Annotated in this window: 19 protein-coding genes; 11 read left to right on the top strand and 8 right to left on the bottom strand. The window is 63.9% G+C overall.

Features of this window, described 5'->3' with window-relative positions; translation table 11 throughout:
* Positions 1-15 precede the first annotated feature (15 nt).
* The 3 genes from U5A89_RS00435 to U5A89_RS00425 are packed head-to-tail and all read right to left on the bottom strand — an operon-like array spanning position 16 to position 2,668.
* Positions 16-930, bottom strand: a complete 915-nt coding sequence (locus U5A89_RS00435; RefSeq protein WP_338159257.1) for a polysaccharide deacetylase family protein — start codon at positions 928-930, stop codon at positions 16-18.
* Between the two features lie 17 nt (positions 931-947).
* A complete protein-coding gene (locus U5A89_RS00430) occupies positions 948-1,706 on the bottom strand; it encodes a maleate cis-trans isomerase family protein (protein WP_338159256.1) in 759 nt (252 codons plus the stop codon).
* Positions 1,703-2,668, bottom strand: a complete 966-nt coding sequence (locus tag U5A89_RS00425; RefSeq protein WP_338160124.1) for a VOC family protein — start codon at positions 2,666-2,668, stop codon at positions 1,703-1,705. The genes U5A89_RS00430 and U5A89_RS00425 overlap by 4 nt, the downstream gene beginning before the upstream one ends.
* A gap of 168 nt (positions 2,669-2,836) precedes the next feature.
* On the opposite strand from U5A89_RS00425, the gene U5A89_RS00420 reads away from it, so the two are divergent.
* Positions 2,837-3,535, top strand: coding sequence for a hypothetical protein (locus tag U5A89_RS00420; RefSeq protein WP_338159255.1), 699 nt, complete (start codon positions 2,837-2,839; stop codon positions 3,533-3,535).
* On the top strand, positions 3,532-4,032 hold the full coding sequence (locus U5A89_RS00415; RefSeq protein ID WP_338159254.1) for a VOC family protein: 501 nt from the start codon (positions 3,532-3,534) through the stop codon (positions 4,030-4,032). The genes U5A89_RS00420 and U5A89_RS00415 overlap by 4 nt, the downstream gene beginning before the upstream one ends.
* On the opposite strand, the gene U5A89_RS00410 is transcribed toward U5A89_RS00415, so the two are convergent.
* From U5A89_RS00410 to U5A89_RS00400, 3 genes are read right to left on the bottom strand one after another with little or no spacing between them, the layout of a single operon-like run.
* Entirely contained in the window at positions 4,029-5,606 is a 1,578-nt protein-coding gene (locus U5A89_RS00410) for an FAD-binding oxidoreductase (protein ID WP_338159253.1), read from the bottom strand. The two genes, U5A89_RS00415 and U5A89_RS00410, sit on opposite strands and share 4 nt — an antisense overlap.
* Positions 5,603-5,950 carry a hypothetical protein gene (locus U5A89_RS00405; RefSeq protein ID WP_338159252.1) on the bottom strand — a complete coding sequence of 116 codons (348 nt, stop codon included), beginning with the start codon at positions 5,948-5,950 and terminating at the stop codon, positions 5,603-5,605. The genes U5A89_RS00410 and U5A89_RS00405 overlap by 4 nt, the downstream gene beginning before the upstream one ends.
* Before the next feature lie 23 nt (positions 5,951-5,973).
* Positions 5,974-7,239, bottom strand: coding sequence for a class I SAM-dependent methyltransferase (locus U5A89_RS00400; protein WP_338159251.1), 1,266 nt, complete (start codon positions 7,237-7,239; stop codon positions 5,974-5,976).
* A 251-nt stretch (positions 7,240-7,490) separates the two neighbouring features.
* Between U5A89_RS00400 and U5A89_RS00395 the strand changes: the two genes are divergently transcribed.
* From U5A89_RS00395 to U5A89_RS00355, 9 genes are all read left to right on the top strand, one after another.
* Entirely contained in the window at positions 7,491-9,611 is a 2,121-nt protein-coding gene (locus U5A89_RS00395) for a TonB-dependent receptor (protein ID WP_338159250.1), read from the top strand.
* Between the two features lie 272 nt (positions 9,612-9,883).
* Positions 9,884-11,083, top strand: coding sequence for an FAD-dependent oxidoreductase (locus U5A89_RS00390; RefSeq protein ID WP_338159249.1), 1,200 nt, complete (start codon positions 9,884-9,886; stop codon positions 11,081-11,083).
* Positions 11,080-11,457 carry a c-type cytochrome gene (locus tag U5A89_RS00385; RefSeq protein WP_338159248.1) on the top strand — a complete coding sequence of 126 codons (378 nt, stop codon included), beginning with the start codon at positions 11,080-11,082 and terminating at the stop codon, positions 11,455-11,457. Before U5A89_RS00390 ends, U5A89_RS00385 begins: the two co-directional genes overlap by 4 nt.
* A 7-nt stretch (positions 11,458-11,464) precedes the next feature.
* Entirely contained in the window at positions 11,465-13,648 is a 2,184-nt protein-coding gene (locus U5A89_RS00380) for a xanthine dehydrogenase family protein molybdopterin-binding subunit (RefSeq protein ID WP_338159247.1), read from the top strand.
* Entirely contained in the window at positions 13,645-14,565 is a 921-nt protein-coding gene (locus tag U5A89_RS00375; RefSeq protein WP_338159246.1) for a formylglycine-generating enzyme family protein, read from the top strand. The genes U5A89_RS00380 and U5A89_RS00375 overlap by 4 nt, the downstream gene beginning before the upstream one ends.
* Complete coding sequence (locus U5A89_RS00370; protein ID WP_338159245.1) at positions 14,562-15,041, top strand: (2Fe-2S)-binding protein; 480 nt, start codon at positions 14,562-14,564, stop codon at positions 15,039-15,041. Before U5A89_RS00375 ends, U5A89_RS00370 begins: the two co-directional genes overlap by 4 nt.
* Positions 15,038-16,423 carry an MFS transporter gene (locus U5A89_RS00365; RefSeq protein WP_338159244.1) on the top strand — a complete coding sequence of 462 codons (1,386 nt, stop codon included), beginning with the start codon at positions 15,038-15,040 and terminating at the stop codon, positions 16,421-16,423. The genes U5A89_RS00370 and U5A89_RS00365 overlap by 4 nt, the downstream gene beginning before the upstream one ends.
* A gap of 27 nt (positions 16,424-16,450) precedes the next feature.
* Positions 16,451-17,593, top strand: a complete 1,143-nt coding sequence (locus U5A89_RS00360) for an alpha/beta hydrolase-fold protein (protein ID WP_338159243.1) — start codon at positions 16,451-16,453, stop codon at positions 17,591-17,593.
* 83 nt (positions 17,594-17,676) lie between these two features.
* A complete protein-coding gene (locus U5A89_RS00355; protein WP_338159242.1) occupies positions 17,677-19,119 on the top strand; it encodes an NAD-dependent succinate-semialdehyde dehydrogenase in 1,443 nt (480 codons plus the stop codon).
* Positions 19,120-19,256: 137 nt separating this feature from the next.
* Here U5A89_RS00355 and U5A89_RS00350 read toward each other — a convergent pair whose 3' ends face one another.
* Positions 19,257-20,447 (bottom strand): CaiB/BaiF CoA transferase family protein, encoded by a 1,191-nt coding sequence (locus tag U5A89_RS00350; RefSeq protein WP_338159241.1) that lies wholly within the window; start codon positions 20,445-20,447, stop codon positions 19,257-19,259.
* Positions 20,448-20,473: 26 nt separating this feature from the next.
* Positions 20,474-21,385, bottom strand: coding sequence for a hydroxymethylglutaryl-CoA lyase (locus U5A89_RS00345; RefSeq protein ID WP_338159240.1), 912 nt, complete (start codon positions 21,383-21,385; stop codon positions 20,474-20,476).
* Between the last annotated feature and the right edge of the window lie 19 nt (positions 21,386-21,404).

The raw sequence follows: 21,404 nt of genomic DNA, 5'->3' as shown, positions 1-21,404 counted from the left end.
CCCCCTCTGTCCGGTTCAGCCAAGCTGGCCGGGGATATGGCTTTCATGGTTCTGGAGATACCAGTCGGCAATCTCCTCACGCGTCGCCCACCACACGCCGGGCAGCGACTTGGCATGTTCGATAAACTCCGCGATCGCCCGGATGCGATGCGCGCGGCCCGAGACATGCGGGTGCAGGCCGACATTCATGATCCGCCCGCTGGTCGCGCCTTCCTCATACAGCACGTCCAGTTCCTCGATCAGCGCCTGGGCGAACTGGTCGGTCGTGAAATTCTTACGCGTGATGAAGGTGAAATCGTTGATTTCGTTGGAATAGGGTACCGACACGATCGGGCCGTGCGGCGTCTTCAGCAGATAGGGCTGATCGTCATTCATGATGTCGCAGTAGAAGGTCGCGCCATATTCGGCGAGGATGTCCGCCGTCTGCATCGTGCCGCGCAAGGAGGATGAGAGCCAGCCCTTGGACTTGCGCCCGGTGAACTTCTCGAACTGGTCGAGCGTGCGCATTACGATCTCGCGCTCCTTGGCCGGATCGCCCGCGAAATTGGTCAGCAGTTCGCCCTGTTCCCAATTATGCGTCAGCAATTCCCAACCGCGTTCCAGCACCGCGTCGGTCATCGCCTTGCGCCGTTCGAACGTCACCGCGTTGGTAGTGCAGCTCGCCTTCGCGCCCAGCTTGTCGAACAGGTCGAACAGGCGCCAGATGCCAACGCGCTGGCCATATTCGCGCCAGGTGAAGTTGGGAAAATCGGGAATATTGCCCGGCAGGATATCGGGCAGGATCGCTGGACCACCGGCATAATAGGGCTTGTCGGTATCCTTCGTCAGATCCCAGGTTTCGAGGTTGAACGTCAGGATCAGCGCGACGCGCGCGCCGTTCGGCCACACCAGCGGCTTGCGCTGGGGAAGGGGGATATAATCATAGTCCATATGTACGACCCTTATGCTTAGAAGCGGCTGAGCAGCGTGCCAAACCCGTCCATCTGGTCCTGGATGCCCATCGAACGCAGCGCGTGCCAATAGGTGGCGGTATTGATCGCGATCACCGGCTTTTCCAGCCAAAATTCAGCAATGGCGGCGACTTCGGCGAAAGCGAGGTTGGTGCCCGCCTGGATGATCGCATCGACGCCTTCGGACACGGCGATGGCGGTGCGTTTCAACGTCTGCTTGGATTCATGCGCGATCATCATCGGCGATGGCGATTTGAGGCCGATGATGTTGACGACCTCATAACCCTGATCTTCGAAGAATTTCTTGACGTTGGCGTCGCCGACCGGGGCATAGGGGGTCAGGATGCCGATCTTCTTGATCGGGCCGGTTTCGCTTTCATAGGCCTTGATCGCCGCGTCCACGGCGGTCGATCCCATGATGACCGGCACGCCGCCAGTGCGCTCCAGCATCTTCTTGTGCAGGCGATCCGCGCCCTCCGCACCGTCCCAGAAGGTTTCGGCCGACATGCCCATGATGACGCAGCCCGGCTCCATCGACATCGACACATCGACCGCGTCGAAGGTGGCGGCGCGAATATTTTCCAGCATCACCATGAAACTGTCGTCGTCGGTCACGCGCGTATCGGGGATGGCGATGCGCGAGAAGTGATTGGTGACGCCGCGCGGCTGCATCGCGGCATATTCCGGCTCGACGCTGGTATTGGTGGACGGGGCCACCACCGCGAATTTCATGCGATGGCCTAGCGAGTCAGTCATGGGATGGGCCTTTCGGAGTTTGTAATTTGGAAAAATTCAAGGATCGCGCCATCGGGCGTGCGGATCGCGAACAGGCGGGTGCGGCCGATGCCTGCGATCGTGACATCGCAAGGCGGGCAATGCAGCGTCCCGCCGCGCGCGACGATGGTCGCGGCGGCGATGTCCGTGTCGGCGACCGGAAAGCGCGCGGCGAACAGCCCGATATTCGGCGCGACCGCCCGGTCGGCATGATCATGCCCATGCAGGCCGACGATCTGCAACAATTCGACCGATCCATCATTGGTGCCGTCGGGATGCACGATCGCCATCCGCCGACGAGTCGTGCGAGCATGGGGCAGGGGGAGGCCCAGCACATCGGCGCCGGGTTCGACTGCCCCTTCCACGTCCATCGCCATCGTGACGCGCCAGCCCAAAATGTCGGTGAAAAAAGCGATCGTCGCGTCCATGTCGCGCACGATCTGCGTCGCGTTGAACGGGCGGGACAGGGCGCCGGGCCGCGGCAGGGCCACGTCGCTTTGCTGGCGCGGTTCGATGATGGCCGCCACCATGCCGTCCGGCCCGCGCGCCACCACCTGCGTCACATCGAAATCGCCCAGCACATAATCTGCCGGTTCGCCAAAGGCGGTCCAGCCATGGCGCTCGACCAAAGCGCGATAGGCGGCGCGCGCATCGCGCGAGAATATATCGATGTCGAAGATGCCGCCTGTATCCCAGACCCGCTGGCTCGGTCGGATCAAGGCCTGTTCGCATCCGTCGAAGCGGACGAGGCGCAGGACGGTTGCCGGGTCGGACGGAGCGGTGAGCAGCACCTGGGCGATCCGGCTGCAATCGTCCGGCAAACCCCATGCCGCCGCCTGATCGGCACCAGCGTCGGGCAGATCGGTGCGCACATAGCCGCCGACATCAATCAACGCCGCACAGGCGCGGTCGATGTCGAACACGCTCCACAGCATTTCGACCATTCCCGACACGCTATTTCCTCATGGGTCCGGGCGCGACGCCCCCGCTAACGACCGGGGGACAATGGCGGCCCGACGCGATGCCGGAATATGGAGGCGCGTGGATGCCCGCCTGTCGGTCAGCACCGATTGGCGGGGAAGGCAGCATCGCCGCACGGTTAGCGTTGGTCGATGACCTATTCCCCCGCCATATCCCGCCGCCTGTCCGGCCGGATCGCCTATCTTGCCGCCGACGGCACTCCTTGCGGCCATGAGGATTTCGAACTGTCCTCCCATCCCGGCGGCCACCTCCTGCGCGCGCTGTGCGTGCTGGACGATGCGGCGCTGTTGCGCGACGTTTCCTTGTCGATGGACGAGGACTGGCGTCCGCGCGATGGCTATTGCCGGTTGATCAGGGACGGGTGGGAAGAGGCGGCTTTGTGGTTTGATGTCGGCGCCGATGCCGTGCGGGTCGAAGGGCGCGTTGACGGCCTGTCCCTGCCGACACAGCATATGCCGACGGACGGCCCGCTCGCCTATCTTGGCCTGCATCCACTGCAGGGGGACGCCCTGATCGTACAATGTCGCGGGGTCGATCGGCCGGGCGCGTTCGTATCGATCGACGCGATCACCAACAGCATCTCCCCCAATGGCGATGAAAGGGTAGGTGCCTGCCCGGTACGGATCGATGTCGCCTATATGGGCCAGGCATCCATCACCGTCCCAGCGGGCGACTTCGCCGCGCGCCATTATCAGTTGCGCTGGCGGGACGACTGGCCCCCGGCCGATCTTTGGGTGCGGCAAGAGGACTGCCTGTTCCTGGCGATGCGGTGGAGCCATGTGCCCACCACCTATCAACTCGCTGCCTTTACCGAGGAGCGCTATCCATGACCGACCGCGCGGTTTCCGCCCTCATTCGCGGCACCATCTTCGTGCGCGATCTGGATCAAGCGAGCGCTTTTTATGCCGCGTTGGGTTTTCCCGACATCTATTATGAAGGCGTCCTCACCGCCCCGTCGGCATCGACCATATTGGGTTTTGCCGACCACGGCCCGCTCAGCGTGCGCATTGTCAAAAGCGGCGGCCCTAATTACGGGATGATCGGCCTGTTCCTGATCGACCCGGCGCTGCATCCCGATGTCGTCGCGCCCGCCACCGGCCCCGCGCGCATCGGGGAGGTGGCGCTGGTTTTCTATGTGCGATCGATGGCGGCGACGCTCGCGGCCTTGCGCGCGGCGGGCGCGACCTGGTCCCCGGAACCGGAGCTGTTCGTCATGCCCCATCGCGCGCAGCAGGAAGTCTGCCTGCGCGATCCTGATGGCATATTGCTCAACCTGGTGGAGACGGACCCCGCCGAACAGGAGATGACGGGACGGGAAGGGGCTTAAAGCCCCAACCCCCCCGGCGTCATCCGCCCGTCCGGGTCCAGCGCGCTTTTGATCGCCTTGACCAGCGCCAATGGTTCGGCCGCCAGCCGGTCCGCATAGGGATAGGCGCGGCCCAGCTGGAAATTGGTCGATCCGTGCGCCACGAACAGCGCCGTCATATCGGTCTTCAACTGGTGGACATAGTCCCGCCCTTCGACATTGGCGGGATAGACCGGCAGGCTCGCCAGATAGTCGGCAGGGACATTGGCCCTATGATAGGCGGTGATCTCGTCCGGCCAGTAAATGGCGATTTCATACAGGAAACCGCCCGAATTGACCGCGCCATACATGCCCCCGGTCCAGATGCCCAGCCGCTTCATGTCGGCCGACCGTTCGGCCAAGAACGCCTGATAGGCTTTCTCGAACCCCGGCACCGCGCTGTGCTTGAGGATACCGTGCAACGGCACCCAGCGCTCGCCCGCCGGACCCAGCGTGTTGAACAGCGGCGCAAACGGCATGCCGCGCACCACGGCGGCGACCGTGGCGGGAATCTCACGCCCCAACCCCTCGACCAGTTGGCGCAACCGATGCAGGCGCGCCTTCACTTCGGCATCGTCGAACCCTTCGACGATATAATGGGTCATAAAGGCGGAGTTGCTGATAACCTTGCGCGCGGACAGGCCCGCCCGCACCACCTGCTTGATCCCGGCGATCAGCGAGGGCGAACTTTTGACGATCGACAGCGCCATGTCCAGCGATGCGCCCGCCCGGTCCTGCCGCGCGATCTGCCCCTGCGACAGCGCGGCATCCAGCGCGAAATGCGTGTCCTCGATCCGCTCGATCGCGATCCGCCGCATGGATTCATGCAGCGATGCGAAATCCGGGAATGCGAAGGATATCGGGCGATGGGCGGGGCGTCGACGGATGACGGGCAGGGTGATCCGCGCCTTCACCCCTAAGGTGCCGCAATCGCCGGTGAACAGCCCCGTCAGGTCCGGCCCGAAATGCCGCATGACCGGCGTCGCGCCTGCCGCCGCCACCCCGGTACGCAACAGCGCCCCATCGGCGGTCACGATGTCGAACGACAGCGCTGAATCGGCGGAAATGCCATAAGCACCCGATCCATGGCTGATCGAATTTTGCGACATCGATCCGCCGACCGTCGCGGCCAGCCCGGAGAACGGCCCCCAAAATGGCGTCCGCAAATCCTTTTCCGCCAGTGCGTCGCGCAGCGTGGCCCAGGTGACGCCAGCCTCGACCGTGACATGGCCGTTTATCTCATCGATCGCGACGATCCGGTTCAGCCCGCTCATGTCGATCAGCAACTGTCCGGCATCGCGCGCGATATAGCCGTCCGTATAGGACGCCCCGCCGCCGCGCACGGTGACGGGCAGTTTGAAATCCGCCGCCGCCCGCACGACCGCCTGCAACTGGTCGATGCTGGTCGGCCGTACCGCCGCCACCGGCAGGGCGCCCTGGCGATAGACATCGGTGGCGACCGGCAGCAGCGCTTCACCCGTCAGGACGTTGTCGGCTCCGACGATCTGCTGGAACGCGGCGATGACTGCGGTATCGTGATCGACGGCGACGCTCATCCCTGTGCGATCTCGTCAAGCACCTTGTGATAGCCTTCGCTGGTTTCGCTGGCGGTGGCCTCGTCGGCCTCCTTGCGCATCAGGTAGAAGAGGCGGCCCAGCATCGCCTGCCGCCGCGCTTCGCGTTCCTCCAGCGCAGGCTGATCCAGCACGAGCGCTTCCATGCCTGCCTTGAGGTCCAGGCCATTGGCACTGGCGACACGCTGCATGCCGTCGATCTGGTCGGCCAGGACGGACACTTCGCTCGCCAGCACCATGATCATCGACATCATCTGGTCCAGGGCGGGCGTTTCGTAAAAGGTCGGGCGCTTGCCACGGGCGCTACGTTGCATCTGGGTCATCATCAGGTCTTTCTAAAGCGGTCCGTTCAGGCAGCCTTCTGGGCGATCAGCACTTCCCAGCCGCCGCCGGGGGCGAATTCGCCAGCTGTAAAATCGCGTTCGGCAACGCTGTCCGCGGCGTCCTGGCTATAGCCTGCTGCTTCGCTGGCGGCGAATTCCATCACCGCCATCGGCGCGGTGTCGAACCGGATGCTATCGGCCGGGAAGCCTGCGTCGGTCGCCAGCTTCACCTGGTCCAGATCGCGCATCGCGCCCCAGAAAGGCTCGTTGTTATAATAGGTTTCGTTATCCAGGATGAACTGGGTGAACGGGTCCATGAGGTCGAACGGCGGCAGATCGGCGTGGATCATATAGCCGCCCGGTGCCAGCAGGCGATGGCATTCCTTGAAGATTTTTGGCATCGCCTTGCCAGACGTTTCGTGCAGCAGGATGTGGCTGACCACCAGGTCGAAATGCCCATCGGGAAAGTCCACGCTCTCGGCATTCATCTGGGCGAAATTGACGTCCAGACCCATCGCGCCCGCACGGGCATGGGCGTAGCGCACCTGCGCACCAGCGACGTCGATGCCCCAGATTTCCGCGTCCGGGAACAGTTCCTTATATGGCAGCGTCGAATGACCGACGGTGCAGCCCATGTCGAGGATGCGCTTGGGGCTGAACCCGTTCAGTCGCCGCTTGATATAGTTGCAGACGGACCGGCCCATGTCGTCATTGTCCGGCCCGGTATAGCCCATGGCATAAAGGAACACGCCGCGATCGTAGAGCGCGCCGAGCGCCGGATCATTGCCCACGCCATGCCCGGCATAACCGCCCGGCATGCAATGGATGTCCAGCGCGCTGACATAACGCGGCACGTCGAATGTCTCGGGAATCCGCAATTCGCCCTGATTCTTTTCCGACGCCGCGTCCGTCCGCGCGCGCAATCCGTCGGCATCGCGGTCGATGCTGTCGATCACACCATCCCACAGCAATTCCTGGCTGATCCGGTTGACGGCGGCATAATGCTGGAAATAGCTGTCGGGCACCATCGCCTTGCGGATGTCATGCCGGTCGGTCGGTGCGCGGCCCGCCTCGCGCTCGAATCGGCGGGCGGCGCGGCTGCGATAGACGGGGCCAAGACCGGGCAGCAGCCCCTGCTGGACGAACTGCTTGAGGCTCTTGGAAAATTCCTGCCGCGCGGCTTCCTCCGGCGTGGACTGGGGCAATGCCGCGTGGGGCGCCTGCTGAAAGGTATTGAGCACGACCTTGATCTCCATCTGGGGCAGCGACTGCCCGGGGCTGGCCCGGAACATAAGGCTGCTCGGGCCTGCACAGCAAGACAAGGCTAGTTGTCCGACAGGGCGAGGGCAGGGTCGCGCGGATCACTGTCCGGCAGGCGGATAGGCGATATCAGAAACGCAGACGCCAGCCTGCCAACATGGCGTGCTTTGTGACGCAGGCATGACGGATGGCAAAGACCACCGCGCGTCGCAGGCAGGGAACAAGTTCGGCGGACGGGCGCGGTTGTAAAGCGCCCGTCCGCCCATGTTCAAAGGGGTTTTTCATGTCATTGTTTAACACGTCGTCGGCGATTGCGCTGACGATCGCCGCCATCGGCGGCCCGGCCGTGGCTCGGGCGCAGACGGACCAACCGCAGGCCGACGCCTCCATGCTGCAAGAAATCACGGTCACGGCCCAGCGCACGGGGCAACGGCTGCAGGATGTGCCGGTCAGCGTCACCGCGATCGGCAGCGAAACGATCGATCGCCTGCAGATCCAGTCGCCCATGGACCTTAATCGCATGGCGCCCAATGTGAAGTTCGATGGCGTCACTGGCGGCACCGCTGGCCTCAAGCCCTTCATTCGCGGCGGCGGCATCACCGACGGCGCGTTCGTGACGTCCGAATTGGAAGTCGCCATCTATGTCGATGACGTCTATCGCGCGCGCCTGTCCGGTTCGATGCTCGAATTTGTCGAGCTGGAACGGATCGAGGTGCTGCGCGGGCCGCAGGGCGTCCTTTACGGTCGCAATTCCTCGGCCGGTGCGGTGAATATCATCACCAAGGCGCCACAGGATGAATTTGGCGGGTCGGTGCAGCTTGGCTATGGCAGCTGGAACGAGCGTCGGGCCAAGGGTTATGTCACCGGGCCGCTGTCGGCCGATGGCCGCTGGCGCGCGTCGCTCAACGGCATGATCCGCGCCCGCGACGGCGGCCGCCAATATAATGCGACGCTCGACCGCAAGGTCGGCAAGGAAAGTTTCGAAGGCGTGCAGGGCGACATCGCCTATGTCGGCGATGCGATCGAAGGGCGCCTGACCGGCTATTATATGCATGGCAAGTCGGACGGCCAATATGCCGTCTCCACCCGGATCGATAACAGCGGCGAGATCGTACCGGTCAGCGGCTCCTACCGCACCGTACTGTCGCCGACGCCGTCGGCCACGCGGCTGGAACAATATGGCGGCACGCTGCGCCTGTCGGCGGATATGCCCGGTGGCAAGCTGACGTCGATCACCGCTTATTCGGAACTCAAGGACAGTTGGACCGAAGATTTTTCGGGCGGCGTGCCGCCATCCTTCCTGGGTCTGCCCGGCACCACGCCGCTGGCGCTGTTCGATCGCACGGCGGCGGGCGACCAGCATCAGTTCAGCCAGGAATTGCAGGCAACCGGCAGCGCGGCCGACGGCCTGATCGACTATGTCGCAGGCATTTATTATTTCAATGAAAAGGCGGGTCAGACCGTCGATTCGGCGATCTTCTTCACGCCTAGCCGCACCGTTTATAATATCGAGACGAACAGTTTCGCGGGCTATGGGCAGCTGACCTTCAACCTGACGGACCAGCTCTCCCTGATCGGCGCAGGGCGCTATACGATCGATGACAAGCGTCTCAATTCGGTGATCGGCGGCACGCCGGTCTTGCTGGCTAACCGCTATGAACGCTTTACGCCGAAGCTGGGCGTCAACTACAAGCTGACGCCGGACATTTTGGCCTACGCCTCCTATAGCGAAGGCTTCAAATCGGGCGGTTATAACGGCCTGGCCTCCACCGCGACGGAACTGTCGGAGCCGTTCAAGCCGCAGATCACCAAAGCCTATGAAGCTGGAATCAAGTCCGACCTGTTCGGGCGGAAGGTCCGCGTGAACCTGTCGGCCTTCTACAACAAGATCAAGGATCGCCAGCAGCCGGTGAACACCAATGACGGCGGCTTCCTGGTCGAAAATTACGATGCGACGCTAAAGGGTCTGGAGGCCGAACTGTCCTGGCGCGTGATGCCGGGGCTGACCGTGTGGGGGAACGGGTCGCTCAACAAAGGGAAATATAATGGCGACATCGGTTCGCTCATTGGCAAGCAATTGCCCGTCTTCCCCAAATATCAGGTCAATATGGGCTTCGATGGCGACATTCCGGTGGGTCCGGGCAAGCTGATCTTCGGATCGGACTACAGCCTGCGCGATTCCTATTATTCGACGCCCGACAATGCGATGATCGGCTGGATCGACAAGCAGGACATTTTGAACGGCTATGTCGGCTATGAACTGGGCCAGTGGAAGCTGCAGGTGACGGCCAAGAATTTGTTGCAGGAACAGGGCTGGCAGACCGGCTTCGGCTTTTCCGTCATCCAGCCGCGCTTTGCGATCGATCCGCGCACCATATTGGGGACGCTGCGCTACAGCTTCTGATTATCCAACATATATCCGGATTATGAACGGGGGGCTGCCGAATCGGGCAGTCCCCCTTATTTTTGTTGATCGATGGTATTTTCCGTCGGCCCTGCGCATCGCATTCTCCGCAGCGCGGACAAACGGTGCGTTGCATCCCCCGCCCGAAACGCTTCGCCTACCCTTATCCCGATGAATTCACAGGGAGCGGGCATGACAGCCGAATTTCACATGACGGCCGGGGGAACGGCATATTCGGGTACGTCCGCTGCGGCGTCTTTGGGGGTCCGGACATGAGTAACATAGACCATGCGCAGGTATTGATCGCGGGCGGCGGTCCGTCGGGGATGGTGCTGGCCTTTGCGCTCGCGTCCAAAGGAATCAGCGTGCGCGTGCTGGAAGCCGCCGCCACCTGCCTGGAAGATATGCGCGCATCGACCTTCCATCCGCCGACGCTGGAGATGATGGACGAACTGGGCCTGCTGCCCGTCTTGGAAGAGCAAGGGCTGAAGGCGCCCAGCTACACCTACCATAATCGCCAGACCAACAAGAGCTTCTCGCTCAGCGTCAGCGAATTAGGCGATGTCACACAATTCCCCTACCGGTTGCAGTGCGAACAGTTCAAGCTGACCCGGCTGGTGGCGGAACGGCTGGCGGCCATGCCCAATGCCGAAGTGGAATTTTCCCGGCGGCTCGTCCATCTGGTACAGGATGCCGATGGCGTCACCGCGACGGCGGAAGGGCCGTTCGACCTCAAAACCTATACCGCCGACTATCTGGTCGGTGCGGACGGGGCGAACTCCATGGTCCGCAAATGGCTGGGGATCGAATTTGACGGCTTCACCTATCCGGAAAGCTTCCTGACGCTCTCGACCGCCTATCCGATCGAAAAGCATCTGCCCTGGCTGTCGGACGTCAATTATGTCGCCGATCCGCCAAACTGGTGCGTGTTGCTGCGCGTGCCCGGTTTGTGGCGCATCCTGCTGCCGCAGTCCGACGACGCCAGCGCCGCCGACATGCTGAGCGACGCGCGCAAGGACAAGGTATTCCGCGATCTGCTCGGCCCCGACGCGCCGGTGATCAAGACGGAGCACAGGACGGTCTATCGCGTGCATCAGCGCGTCGCCAAGAGTTTCCGCGAAGGCCGCGTGATCCTGGCGGGGGATGCAGCGCATCTCAACAATCCGTTGGGCGGCTTCGGTATGAATTCGGGCATTCACGACGCCTGGAGCCTGTCGCAGAAATTGATGGCGATCCTGCTCGATGGCGCCGATCCCGACGAACAGCTGGGCCGTTATGATCGCCAGCGGCGGACCGTTACCAACAGCTTCGTGCAAACGCAGACGATCGCCAATAAAAAGGCGATGAGCGAGAATTTTGCGGATCGGGAAGCCTATCTGGAAAAACTGGCGGGCGACGACGTCGCGCGGCGCGACTATCTGCTGACCCAGTCGATGTTCAACTCTCTAGCGCATGAGGCCTCAATCCCATGATGATACGCGCGACGATCCTCCTGGCAGCTGCTCTTGTCGCCGTCCCGGCGCAGGCTGCGCCGTCCCCCGAAGTTACCAAGGGCAAGATGCTGTTCCTGCAGTGCACCGCTTGCCACAGCGTCGTGAAGGGGGCGCCGAACAAGGTCGGACCCAACCTTAACGGCCTGTTCGGGGCCAAGGCGGGGACGCGCGCAGGCTTCGCCTATTCGCCGGCGTTGGCCAAGGCGGGGTTCAACTGGGACGACAAGAAGCTCGACGCTTTCATCGCCAAGCCCCAAGCCGTCGTGCCCGGCAACCGCATGACCTTTGGCGGCGTCGCCAATGCGGATTTGCGCAAGGCGATCATCGCCTATCTTCGCGACGCGGCGAAATAATCCGCCGATGCGCGACGCCTTGCCCGCCGATCGAGTGATTTCCCTCAATCGCCGGGGGTTCCTGGCGCTTGGCGGCGGCCTCGCCGTCGGCGCGGCGCTGGGTGTCCCGGACAAGGCGGGCGCGCAGACGCCGGACGCCAGGCTCAATGCTTATGTGACGATATCGCCTGACGGCGCTGTCGAGATTGTGACGCCTGGCGCCGAAATGGGGCAGGGGGTCGCCGACGCCCTGCCGCGTATCGTGGCGGAGGAACTGGACGCAGACTGGAGCCGCGTCACCGTGCGGCTATCAGGCGCCAGCAGCGCCTTTGCCGCGAAGAACAAGCGGCAACGCAGCGCCAATAGCGATGCCGTCACCGGCTATTATGATGTGCTGCGGCAGGTCGGGGCCAGCGCCCGCGCAATGCTGGTCGCCGCCGCGGCCGCGCGATGGAGCGTCGATCCGGGTACGATCACGACGCAGGATGGGCGGCTGACCCATGCTGCCAGCGGTCGGACCATGGTCTATGGCGATGTCGCCGTCGATGCCGCCAAAATCCCCGTGCCCACGTCCGTCCCGCTCAAGGACCGCAAGGGCTTCCGGCTGATCGGCCAGAATTTCCCGCGCAAGGATATCCCGGCCAAGGTCGATGGCACGGCGCTGTTCGGCATGGACCTGGTCCTGCCGGACATGCTCTACGCCGCCATCCGCCACGTGCCCGTCGCTGGCGGCACCCTGGGTCCGGTGGCGCCCGAACCTGCCCTGGCCGTGCCGGGCGTGCGCAAGGTCGTGCCGGTCGGCAATGCGGTAGGCGTCGTCGCGGATCGCTATTGGCAGGCGCAAAAAGGCGCACTGGCGCTGGACCTGTCCGCGCAGCCCGGCCCCCGCATCGATAGTGCGACGTTGCGCCAGCGGATCGTTGCGGGCCTTGATCGCAGCGATGGCTGGCTGCCTTTCCCGATCGCGTTTGACGGGCAAAAGCCCGACATGGGCGCCAGTGCTGACACGATCGACAACATGCTGGCCGCCGCGTCGGTCAAGGTCGAAGCGACCTACGAAGTCCCCTATCTCGCCCATGCGACGATGGAGCCGCTTTGCTGCACCGCGCTGGTGCAGGGCGATTCCTGCGAGATATGGGGACCGCTCCAGTGCGCCGATGTCGTCGCACCCGAACTGGCGAAGATTACCGGCCTGCCTGCTGAGGCGATCATGGTCAACCGCACCTATTTAGGCGGCGGCTTCGGGCGTAAGAATGAGCGCGACTTCGTGCATCAGGCCGTGCGCCTCGCCATGGCAGTGCCAGGACGCCCGGTCATGCTGATCTGGCCGCGCGACGAAGATATGCGCAACGATTTCTACCGGCCCGGTTTCGCCGCGCGGCTGACCGCAGGCGTCGCAGCCGATGGCAGCATCACGGCCATGCGCGGCCGTATCTCCGGCCAGCCCTTGTCGACCATGTCGCAATTCCGCTTCCCCGGCCTTGCCGACGGCGCGGTCGCGGGCGGGTTGTTGTCGCCCGACTACGCGCTTGGCGCGCAGCGGATCGATGCGGTGGAGATCGACGGGCCGGTCCGCACCGGCTACTGGCGATCCGTCTCGGGATCGCAGAACGGCTTCTTCTCCGAAGCGATCATTGATGAGATCGCCGCGAAGCTGAAGCGCGATCCGCTCGAATATCGCCTCGCTATTGCGAAGGACGATCCCCGCACCCGCGCGGTCCTGCAACAGGTCGGCGAAAAGGCAGGCTGGGGCAAGCCGATGCCCAAGGGTCATGGGCGCGGCATCGCGCTCGCCACCGGCTGGGGATCGCGCTGCGCCATGGTGGTTGAGGTCGCGGTGGAGGGCAAGGCGCTGCGCGTCGATCGCATCGTTTGCGCCTTCGATTGCGGACAGCAGATCGCACCCGACAATATCGTCTCGCAATTGGAAGGCGCGGCGATCTTCGGCCTGTCGGCCGCTTTGTTCGGCAAGATTACGCTTAAGGACGGCGCAGTGGTCGAGGGCAGCTTCGGCGACTATCCCGTCCTCCTGATGCGCTCCGCCCCCCGCATCGAGGTGCATCTGGTTTCCAGCGACGCGCCGGTCGGCGGCGTCGGCGAAGCGGGCGTCCCCGCCATCGCGCCTGCCTTGTGCAGCGCGATCCATGCCGCAACGGGCCGCCGCATCCGCGCCCTCCCGATCATCGACGCCGGTTTCGAGGTGACTGCATGAAGTTTCTGGCCCTTTCCCTTCTGGCCCTGTCGGGGCTGGTGTCGGCCCAAACCGCATCGGCTAAGCCCGCCACGCCCAAACCCGGAACGACCTTCCGTGATTGCGCCGACTGTTCGCAAATGGTCGTGGTCGCGCCCGGCCGTTTCACTATGGGCGCAGATGGCGGCGAACCGGAACGCTATGAAGGCCCGGTGCATGAGGTGACGATCCGCAAGGGTTTCGCCATCGGCGTGGTGCCTGTCACTTATGCCCAGTTCGCGGCCTTCGTGAAGGCGACGGGGCATAAGGCGGCGACCGACTGCATCCTGCCGCGCGATGGCACCTATGCCGTGGCGAAGGGGGTAGGCTGGGCCGATCCCGCGCTGGGGCGCAAGCCGCGTGCCAATGATCCAGTGGTCTGCATCGACTGGCGCGACGCGACTGCCTATGTCGCATGGATCGCGAAGAAGACGGGCAAGCCCTATCGCCTGTTGAGCGAAGCGGAATGGGAATATGCGGCGCGCGCGGGCGCGAAGTCGCTCTATCCCTGGGGTGACAATCCAGCGGACGCCTGCCGCTACGCCAACCTGCTCGACGCCAGCGCCGCGCCCAGCGCCGTGGTGGAGGGCAAGGCCAATAGCTGCTCCGATGGCTATGCCACGTTGGCGCCCGTCGGCAGCTTCGCGCCCAACGCCTTTGGCATTCGCGACATGATCGGCAATGTGTGGACCTGGACGCAGGACTGCTATGTCATGCCCTATCCGGCGGCGGCGGTGGACGAACGGCCCTATGAAGCGGGCACCTGCGATCGGCGTTCGGTGCGCGGCGCGAGCTGGGCGACCAACGTCACCCGCGCCCGCCCGACCTTCCGGGGGCGCGATCCGGTCGATCGGGTGAGCCAGTTGTTCGGCCTGCGCATCGCGATGGACCTGCCATGAGCATCACCCTGACCGTCAACGGCGTCGCGCGCGAGATCGATGTTCCGGCGGACACGCCATTGCTATGGGCAATCCGGGACGAGGTTGGCCTCAAAGGTACGAAATTCGGTTGCGGCGTCGGCATCTGCGGCGCGTGCACCGTCCATGCCGATGGCATTGCCGTGCGCAGCTGTTCGGTCGGCGTGGGCGACATCGGCGAAGCGAAGATCACCACGATCGAAGGGCTGGCTCCGACGCCCGGCGACCATGCCGTGCAAGCCGCCTGGGTCGCCGAGCAGGTGCCGCAATGCGGCTATTGCCAGCCCGGCATGGTCATGGCCGTCGCGGCGATGCTGGCGACGACGCCCAAGCCGACCGATGCCGACATTGACGAACAAATCACCAATATTTGCCGCTGCGGCACCTATCCCCGCATACGTCGCGCCATCCATCGCGCGGCTGTGACCCTTTCATCCTCTCCGGGAGATCCACGATGACCAACGCTACCATGAACGGGGCAGCGGCGGACCGGCTGCCGGTGAAACTTTGCCTGGGCTTTGGCGTCGGCACGGTCGGCGTGTCGATCATGCTCAATACCGTGACGGCCTATTTCCCGGCCTTCTGTTCGACGGTCCTTGGCAAGTCGCCGGAAATTGCCGGCTATCTGCTGATGATCTCCAAACTGTACGACGTGCTGGCGGACATTGCGGTCGGCATGATGAGCGATCGCACGCGCAGCCGCTGGGGACGTCGCCGCCCCTATCTGCTCGCAGGCGCTTTGGTGTCCGCCCTGTCGTTCCTGATGATCTTCGCGCCGCCCGAAATGAGCGACAGCGCCATCACCCTCTATATGCTGGCGGCGCTGGTGCTCTATTCGACCGGCTACACGCTGTTCAACGTGCCCTATATGACGATGCCGTCGGAAATGACGGCATCGCGTTATGAACGGTCGCGGCTTCTCTCCTTCCGCACTGTATTCGTGTCGATCGGTCAATTGCTAGCCGTGGCCGCGACCGCCAGCATCATTTCGGCGGGCGGCGGCGGCCGCACCGGCTATATGGTGATGGGTGTGGTGATGGCGCTCATCATCTTCTCGGCCATGTTGACCTGCTTCTTCGGCACGGCAAAGGCGCGCCAACTGGAAGCGACACGGCCCGAAATCCACGCCGATGCCGGACAAATCCGCCTGCTGCTGCGCAACCGGCCCTTCATGCTGCTGGTCGGCGCCAAGATTTTCCAGTTCCTCGCCTTCGCCAGCACGGCGACGACGACACTGCTGTTCATGCTCAACGTTCTGGGCGTCGGCTATACCGGGCAGATGATCTATTCGATGAGCGCCAACCTGGTGGTGGCCGCGTCCATGCCGCTGTGGCTCTGGCTGGAACGCCGCTTTGGCAAGCGCAACGCCTATCTGCTCGGCATCGCCGTCATGTGCGCGGTTTCGCTCAGCTGGCTGGTCACGGGCAAGGATGTGTCGACCGCCGAACTGCTGACCCGTGGCGTGATATTCGGGTTCGGATCGGGCGGCATGATCCTGCTGTCGATATCGATGCTGGGCGACACCATGGCCTATGACCGCGAACTGACGGGGCAGGGGCGTGAAGGGCTGCTGTCGAGCGTCATCGCGATGATTGAAAAGATCGCCTTTGCAGGCGGCGTCGCAGTGGTCGGCATCTACCTCAAGGTCGCAAACTATGTGCCGACCCGCAATGGCGCGCTGGTCGAGCAGCCTCAGTCAGCGGTCCACGCCCTCTATATCTGCTACGCGCTCATTCCGGTGGCGCTGTTCCTGCTGAACGCGCTGTGCATCTGGTTCTACACGCTGGGCGGACGTCAGCCCGCCCCGGCGGTGATCGATCCCGAACCCGCGGGTTTCTGATCGATGCGCTTGCCAATGGTCGCGGCCTTGTTCGCTCTGGTTCCTGCCATCGCGCAGGCCGCGCCCCCACCTGCGTGCGTCGAAACCACCGCGCTCCAGCGTCGGCTCGAATATGAGTCGGTGGAGGTCGGCGCCGACCGCCATATCCTGTTCCGCCTGTGCGCCCCCCGCGCCCAGAGTGTGAAGCTGAGCAGCAGCGAACTGCCCATGGTGCCCAACGGTCTGGATGGCAAAGCTGCGGGCCTGCCGATCACCAGGGATGCGCAGGGCTATTGGACCGCCCGGATCGATACGCCGGTTAAGCCCGGCCCCTACCGCTTCGCTTTCAACGTCGACGGCGTCGATATGGCCGATCCGCAGGGGATGCAGTTCAGCGAGAGTTTTCGCGGCGTCCGATCCGTGCTGGAGGTGCCGGGCGAGGAGGCCGCGTTTCAAAGCTGGCGCGCCGACGTGCCGCACGGCCTCGTCTCAACCATCGATTACCGCTCAGACGCGCTGGGCATCATGCGCCGCGCCCATGTTTATACGCCGCCGGGCTATGAAGGGGCAGGGGGCAAGCGCTATCCCGTCCTCTATCTGGTCCATGGCGCGGGCGACAGCGACGATAGCTGGACATCCATCGGCCATGCGCATCTGATCCTCGACAATCTGATCGCGGCGGGCAAGGCGAAGCCGATGATCATCGTCATGCCGTTCGGTCACACGCCCGCCCGCGATGGCGTGGAGCGGATGCGCAATACCGATTTTGGCGCGGATCTGGCCGATAGGCTGATTCCCTATATCGATGCCCATTTCCGGACCTTGAAAGGGTCGGCGCACCGGGCGATGGCCGGGCTATCGATGGGCGGCGCGCATACGATCCATTTCGGGCTGGCGCGCCCCGACCTGTTCGGGCCGATCGGCATCTTCAGCATCGGTCTGACCCAGGGCGCGCAGATTGACGCCTATCGCGCAGCCCATGATGCTGCACTGAAAGCCCGCGCCAAGATAAATGCGCCGGTCTTTTACGGCTTCGGGCGCGACGATTTTCTCTACGCCATGTCCGCGCCGACGCGACAGCTGATGGACGATTATCATATCCGCTACCTCTATCGCGAAAGCGGCGGCGGCCATGACTGGCCCAACTGGCGCGATTATCTCCACGAATTTGCGCCGCTGCTGTTTCGCTGAACCCGGCCGCGACCTTCGATCGTTAAGCGGCGCAAGGCGACTTGGTCGCTGCGTCTTTCCATGAGCCTGCACAGGATGATCCCATGCCCTTCACCGATTTCCTGAAACAATCCGCCTATATCGACGGCGCATGGGTTGCAGCCGACGATGGCAGCACGCTGGCCGTCACCAACCCGGCGACCGGCGAACAGATCGGCACGGTGCCCAACATGGGCGCGGCCGAAACCGATCGCGCCATCGCCGCCGCGCAGGCCGCGATGCCCGCATGGGCGGCGCGCACAGCCAAGGATCGCTCGACCATATTGCGTCGCTTCTTCGACCTGATGATGGCCAACCAAGATGCGCTGGGCGAATTGCTGACCCGCGAACAGGGCAAGCCGCTGGCCGAAGCGAAGGGCGAAATCGCCTATGCCGCCAGCTTCATCGAATGGTTTTCGGAAGAGGCCAAGCGCGCCTATGGCGATGTCGTTCCCGGCCATGCCGCCGATCGCCGCATCGTCTGCCTGAAACAGCCGATCGGCGTCGTCGGCGCGATCACGCCTTGGAATTTCCCCGCCGCGATGATCACCCGCAAGATCGGCCCGGCACTGGCCGCCGGTTGCACCGTGGTCCTCAAACCCGCATCGCAAACGCCTTTTTCCGCGCTCGCACTGGCGGCACTGGCCGAAGAAGCAGGCGTGCCCAAGGGCGTGTTCAATGTGTTGACCGGCAGCGCCCGGGCGATCGGCGGCGCGCTGACCGCCAGCCCGATCGTGCGCAAGATCAGCTTTACCGGATCGACTGAAGTCGGGCGCGAACTGATGCGCCAGTCGGCTGACACGATCAAGAAGCTCAGCCTGGAACTGGGCGGCAACGCGCCGTTCCTGGTGTTCGATGATGCGGACGTCGATGCGGCCGTCGAAGGCGCGATCGCGTCCAAATTCCGCAACGCAGGCCAGACCTGCGTCTGCACCAACCGCTTCTATGTGCAGGACGGCGTCTATGACGATTTCGTCGCCAAGCTGGCGAAGCGCACCACCGCGTTGAAGCTGGGCAACGGCATGGACGGTGGCGTCGACACCGGCCCGCTGATCGATGACGCCGCCGTCGCCAAGGTGGAGGAACATGTCGCCGATGCGCTGTCCAAGGGCGCGACCGTGGTGGCCGGTGGCGACCGCAGTCCGCTGGGCGGCACATATTTCACGCCTACGGTCCTGTCGGGCGTAACCGCGGACATGAAGATCGCGAGCGAGGAAACATTCGGCCCGTTGGCCGGCGTCATCCGCTTCACGGACGAAGCCGAAGCGATCGCCCAGGCGAACGACAGCGAATTTGGCCTTGCCAGCTATTTCTACAGCCGCGATCTGTCGCGGGTCTGGCGCGTGGCTGAAGCGCTGGAGGCCGGGATCGTCGGGATCAACACCGGGCTGATCTCCACCGAAGTCGCACCGTTCGGCGGGGTGAAGCAATCGGGCTTGGGCCGCGAAGGCTCCAGCCACGGCTTGGATGACTATATGGAAATCAAATATCTCTGCATGGGCATTTGATCGTTCATACCGTTACCTTGCCTTCCTAGAAGCCGACGTTCCCCGGCGCAGGTCGGGGTCCAGTTCTGACCGTGGGACTGGCCCCGGCCTGCGCCGGGGAACACCAAGCTAAAGGTGCTTATCAACAACCATTGCCACTATATAGCGTCGGCAGCCTTCAGCCGCGCAATCTCCGCATCGTCCATACCCAGCAGATCGCGATAGACCTCATCATTATGCTGGCCGATTTCCTGCGGCGCCAGGCTGCGGATGCCGCCATGCGTGTCGGAGAATTTGGGGAAGCTGTTCTGCATCTTGAACGGACCCCAACGCGGGCTGTCCACCTCCACCAACGCCTCGCGCGCCGCGAAATGCGGATCTTCCAGCATCTCCGCCGCACGATAGATTTTCCCCGCCGGAATGCTGTGCTTGATCATCAGCGCTTCCAGATCCTCGACGGTGAGCGTCCGCGTCCAATCCGCGATCAACGCGTCCAGTTCATGCTGCCGGTCGCCACGCGCGACATGGGTGGCGTAGCGGGGATCGCTCGCCAGTTCCGGCCGCCCCATCGCCTGACACAGCCGCCCGAAGATCGCATCCTGGTTCGCGCCGATCAGATATTCGCCGTCGACGCAGGGATAGACGTTGGATGGCGCGACGCCCTCCAGCACCGATCCGGTCCGCTGGCGAACATGGTTGGACACCATATATTCGGGGACCAGGCTTTCCATGACCTGCAACACCGCTTCATAAAGCGCGCTGTCAACGACCTGCCCCTTGCCGGTCCGTTCGCGCGCATGCAGCGCCGCCAGTGCGCCCATGCAGCCATAGGTCGCGGCCAGGCTGTCGCCGATCGACACGCCCATGCGACTGGGCGCGCGGTCCGCGTCGCCCACGATATAGCGCCACCCGCCCATCGCCTCGCCGATCCCGCCAAACCCGGCGCGCGACGCATAGGGACCGGTCTGGCCATAGCCCGACACCCGCACGATGATCAGGCGCGGGTTGATGGCGTGTAGCGCGTCGGGGCCAAGCCCCCATTTCTCCAGCGTGCCGGGCTTGAAATTTTCGATCAATATGTCGGCGCTCGCCGCCAGACGCCGCACGATTTCCTGGCCTTCGGGAATGCGCAGGTTCGCCGACACGGACTTCTTGTTCCGCGCGACCACTTCCCACCATAATTTGGCGTCGCCATGGCCCCATACGCGCATCGGATCGCCCTGCTTGGGCGGCTCGACCTTGATGACTTCCGCGCCCATGTCGCCCAGCAACTGGCCGCAAAAGGGACCGGCGATCAACTGCCCCATTTCGATCACGCGTATGCCAGCCAAGGCGCCATTGTTCGTCATATGCCGTCTTTCGTCATTATAGGGATTTAAAGGGTAGGGCGGGGGAAGGGGCCGGCGCGGCTCACCATTGCGGGCAGGGTGCGTTCCATCTGCGTCGAAAGCCATTGCGCCGCCTCGATCGTGCGGGTGAGGTCCAGCCCGGTCGCCACGCCGGATCGGTCGAGCATGTAAAGCAGATCTTCGGTCGCGATATTGCCGGTCGCGGCAGGCGCGAAGGGGCAGCCGCCAATGCCGCCCACCGCGCTGTCCAGCGTCGCCGCGCCCGCCTGCACCGCGGCCCAGCCATTGGCGATCCCGGTGTTGCGCGTATTGTGCAGGTGAACCCGCACCGGGATGGGGGCGATCGCCTCGCGCACCCGGGACACCAGGTCGAACACATGCTGCGGCACGGCGACGCCGATCGTGTCGGCCAGCGCGATTTCGCTCGGGTCCGCCTCGGCCAGACGGCGCGCCATGGCGACGACATGGTCGGGATCGACTTCGCCCTCGAACGGACAGCCAAAGGCCGCGCCGATCGTCACCTGCGCGCTGCGGCCTGCGCTGTGGGAGAGGCGGATGATGTCGATCGCGACGTCCACCAATTCCATCGACGTCTGCCCCTGATTGCGCTGCGCAAAGCTGTCGCTCGCCACGCACACCGCGCCGATCTGGCGGATCGTCGTGTCCAGCGCGCGCAATGCCCCGTGCTTGTTCATCACCAAGCCAATGGTCACGACCTCGTCCGGCAACGCGCCCAGCCCGGCGATCACCGCTTCGGCATCGGCCATCTGCGGCACCCGATCGGCCCGCACGAAACTCGCGACTTCCAGCCGCTTTGCGCCTGCGGCGATCATATGCCGGATCAGCGCGATCTTGCGCTCGGTCGGAAAGACCATATCCTCATTCTGCAGGCCGTCGCGTGCGGACACTTCGACGATTTCGACCATCGTGGGATACATGGCTTGCGATACTCCAACG

It is taken from the genome of Sphingobium sp. HWE2-09, from assembly GCF_035989265.1.
Lineage (GTDB): Bacteria > Pseudomonadota > Alphaproteobacteria > Sphingomonadales > Sphingomonadaceae > Sphingobium.
This window is presented reverse-complemented; position numbering and strand designations above follow the sequence as displayed.